Origin of the sequence: Protofrankia sp. Cr1, from assembly GCF_963555865.1 — a bacterium.
In the GTDB taxonomy this organism is placed as follows: Bacteria; Actinomycetota; Actinomycetes; order Frankiales; family Frankiaceae; genus Protofrankia.
This window is the reverse complement of the sequence record NZ_CAUVXO010000628.1, coordinates 1-2,939: the sequence shown is the minus strand read 5'-3', so window position 1 is coordinate 2,939 and position 2,939 is coordinate 1. Positions and strand designations below refer to the sequence as shown.

General features: G+C 67.9%; 4 protein-coding genes. 3 read left to right on the top strand and 1 reads right to left on the bottom strand.

What is annotated here, in order from left to right; genetic code table 11:
* The 3 genes from U9980_RS27015 (at position 1) to U9980_RS27005 (ending at position 2,553) form a co-directional block, all read left to right on the top strand.
* Positions 1-456, top strand: coding sequence for an effector-associated domain EAD1-containing protein (locus tag U9980_RS27015; RefSeq protein ID WP_322770510.1), 456 nt, complete (start codon positions 1-3; stop codon positions 454-456).
* Positions 356-1,438: a TIR domain-containing protein gene (locus tag U9980_RS27010; protein ID WP_322770509.1), complete on the top strand. Its 1,083-nt coding sequence runs from the start codon at positions 356-358 to the stop codon at positions 1,436-1,438. The genes U9980_RS27015 and U9980_RS27010 overlap by 101 nt, the downstream gene beginning before the upstream one ends.
* Before the next feature lie 125 nt (positions 1,439-1,563).
* On the top strand, positions 1,564-2,553 hold the full coding sequence (locus U9980_RS27005; RefSeq protein WP_322749408.1) for a ketopantoate reductase family protein: 990 nt from the start codon (positions 1,564-1,566) through the stop codon (positions 2,551-2,553).
* A 31-nt stretch (positions 2,554-2,584) separates the two neighbouring features.
* On the opposite strand, the gene U9980_RS27000 is transcribed toward U9980_RS27005, so the two are convergent.
* Positions 2,585-2,939, bottom strand: a 355-nt coding sequence (locus U9980_RS27000; RefSeq protein WP_322770508.1) for a DUF3099 domain-containing protein, incomplete at its 5' end; no start/stop codon positions are given.

Genomic DNA, 2,939 nt, shown 5'->3' with positions numbered 1-2,939 from the left:
ATGTACCCGGCGGCATGTACGGGGAGCCTGACCCACGGGGGAGCTTTGAGCGAGCGGTTGACCGACCAGGAGATCCGGGCGCTTGCGGGTGCGTTCGCGACGTCGTTGAGCGCCGTCCAGTTACTGGAACGCGCCGGACTGGACCGACTTGAACAGCCGTCCTGGGCGCCGGCGCAGGCTCCGCTGGCGTTCTGGGCGGAGGTGAACAACTTTCTCGACAGCGGAGGGTTACCAGAATGGTCGGCAGCGGATTCTCGTCGCCGCCGCGGAGCGCTACCCGGCGAATCCGGTGTTCGCGCGGGCACGGGCCTTCGCAGACACGTCGGGCTGGTTCACCGCACCCGACGATCTTCCGATGCCCTACACCGTGCTCGCTCTGGACGCCGTGCGGTTCAGTCAGCACGGCACCCTGGTCCAGCTTGCCTGGCGCCGGGGTCTGCGCGAGGTTGTCGATGAGGCCCTTGAGCGGACCGGCATCCCCGCCGACGCCGTCCGGTTGCAGGACCGGGGTGACGGCTTTCTCGGCGTGGTCGCCGCCGGCATCCCCAAGGCGAGGATCGCCGCGGACTTCGTCCGCGAGCTGCGGATCGCGCTACGGGCCTACAACCGGACCCGTAACGACACCGGTCGGGTCCGGCTGCGGGTGGCGTTGCACCACGGCGACGTGATCATCGATGACACCGGGTTCGCCGGTCAACCGACCGTTGTGGCGGCCCGGTTGGTGGACGCGCCACCGGTGCGTCAGGTGCTCCAGGACATACCGTCCGAGGATCTTGCGCTCATCGTCTCCGACGAGCTGTACGCCTCGACTGTTGCCGAGCGGCTTCGCGGGCTCGACCCAGGGGAGTTCCGCAAGGTCGAGGTCGAGGTTCCGAAGTTCTCCGGTACGGCCTGGGTGCAGGTGCAGGTGCAGGTGCCGGCCGCGGGTCCGAGCGCCGAGACCGAACGAGCCGGCGCGGTCACCGACGACACGCCGTCCGACGCGCCCGGCTGGGACTTCCTCATCTCCGCCGCCGAGCCGGACGAGGGTTGGGCTACCTGGATCGCCTGGGAGCTGGAGGCACATAAGTACCGGGTCCACATCGAAACCTGGGACGTACTGCCCGGTAGTCATGTTGTGGGGCGGCTCAACGACGCGATCGTGCATTCCAAGCGGACGCTGGTGGTGCTGTCGGCGAACTATCTGCAGGCCGCACAGGTGCAGGCTGAATGGCAGGCCGCCTGGCAGGCCGACCCCAACGGGATGCGACGGAAACTGATTCCGGTACGGGTGGCGGAATGCGAGCCCGACGGGCTGCTGCGCGGTATCGTTCATATTGACCTTGTCGGTCTTCCGCAGGAGGCCGCGGCAACCAGACTCGTCGAGCAGCTAAAAAGATCGGTCGCCGGTGGTTACCGGCCGTCCGACCCACCCCGGTTCCCCGGCCCGAAGGGGTGAGCCGGGAGAGGTGACAGGCCTTCGGGCCGGTCGCGGGAAGGCCATGGCCGGGTGGGTCTTTGTGCTGCTCGTCGATGGGCCTGCGACTCTGCCGAACGTCCCACCGGCTTCGGATACTGGATGCCATGCGTGTTCTGGTGTTCGGTGGTGGAGTGATCGGTACCCTACACGCCTGGGCGCTGTCAAGGGCCGGGCACGAGGTCAGCGTGCTGGTCCGCCCGCAGCAGGTGGACCGATGGGTCGACGGGCTCGACCTGAGCATCCTTGACGTCCGGGGCAGACGCCGCAGGGAGGTCACCGAGCGGTTCCGTCCCCGTATCGTCACCGAGCTTCGTCCGATGGACGGTGTCGAGCTGGTTGTGCTTGCCGTCCGGCACACCCAGACCCCGGACGTCCTGCCCGCGCTCGCGCGGAACCTGGGCTCGGCCACCGTGTTGTTCCTGAACCACAACTGGCGCGGCCTGGACTTCATCGATGCCTGTCTGGGTAAGGATCAGTATGTGCTGGGTGCTCCCCGGGCCGGTGGCAGCATCATCGACAACGTGTTGAACGGTGCCCTCGAAGGGGGGATCGTGCTCGGGGCGAGCACGGGTAATACGGCGATCGGTGGAACGATGACGGACCTCGCCGAGCAGAATGTGGGCCGTCTCGCCGCGCTCTTCGCGGAGGCCGGCTTTCGTCCGGAGATCCATCCCAACATGGAACACTGGTTGTGGGTGTATTTTGCCAGTACCACGGCCTGGATATGCGGCGGCGCCCGTGCTCGGGGCTTCGAGCGTTTCACGCGCAGCAACCGTGCCGTTTACGACGCACTGCACGCCGGGCGGGAGGCCATGCAGATCTGTGTCGCACGCGGGGCGGAGGTGCGTTTTGCGCAGGACGCCCGACCGTTCGTGCTGCCGCCGTCGACGGTGACGCCCGCCGTCCGGCTCATGCTCCGCGGGGAGCTGCCTCAGCGGATCTCGGTCAATCACGGGCGCTATGCGCCCGCGGAACGGTACGAGATCTATGACGACGTCATCCGGACGGGTGAACGGCTCGACATCCCCATGCCCTGTCTGCTGTCCTACCGCAACGACGTGGAACGGATGGTGGAACTGGCCCCCAGCCTGTGAGCGTATTCACGATAGAATTCACCACAGATTCTCACTCCCGGGACCGGTTGGCGATGACGGCCGCGACCGGCGGGATGATCGCAGCAATGAGCATCATTGCCAGGGCTGCGGGCACCGAGAAGAAGCGGACCACGCTGCCGGCGAGGACGAACAACGCCAGGCAGCAGGCCATCATCGCCAGATAACGGCGACGGGTCCGCCGCTGCGTCTCGCCGGTTGCGGGTTGCGGCGTCGCGGCACCGGTGGTCCGACCTGGCGGGCCCGGCTGGCGCGGAACGGTCGGCCAGATCGGGCCGGTGGCTGCGGCGGGGCCGGTAGGTGCTGCGGGTCCGGTAGGTCCGCCGGCTGATCGGGAGCGCAGCCGGCGGTCGTAGGCGCGGCGCCGC

Bases quoted from the DNA above. Each gene is read 5' to 3' on its own strand.
- U9980_RS27010 (WP_322770509.1), top strand. From the start codon at position 356: ATGCCCTACACCGTGCTCGCTCTGGACGCCGTGCGGTTCAGTCAGCAC.
- U9980_RS27015 (WP_322770510.1), top strand. From the start codon at position 1: ATGTACCCGGCGGCATGTACGGGGAGCCTGACCCACGGGGGAGCTTTG.
- U9980_RS27005 (WP_322749408.1), top strand. From the start codon at position 1,564: ATGCGTGTTCTGGTGTTCGGTGGTGGAGTGATCGGTACCCTACACGCC.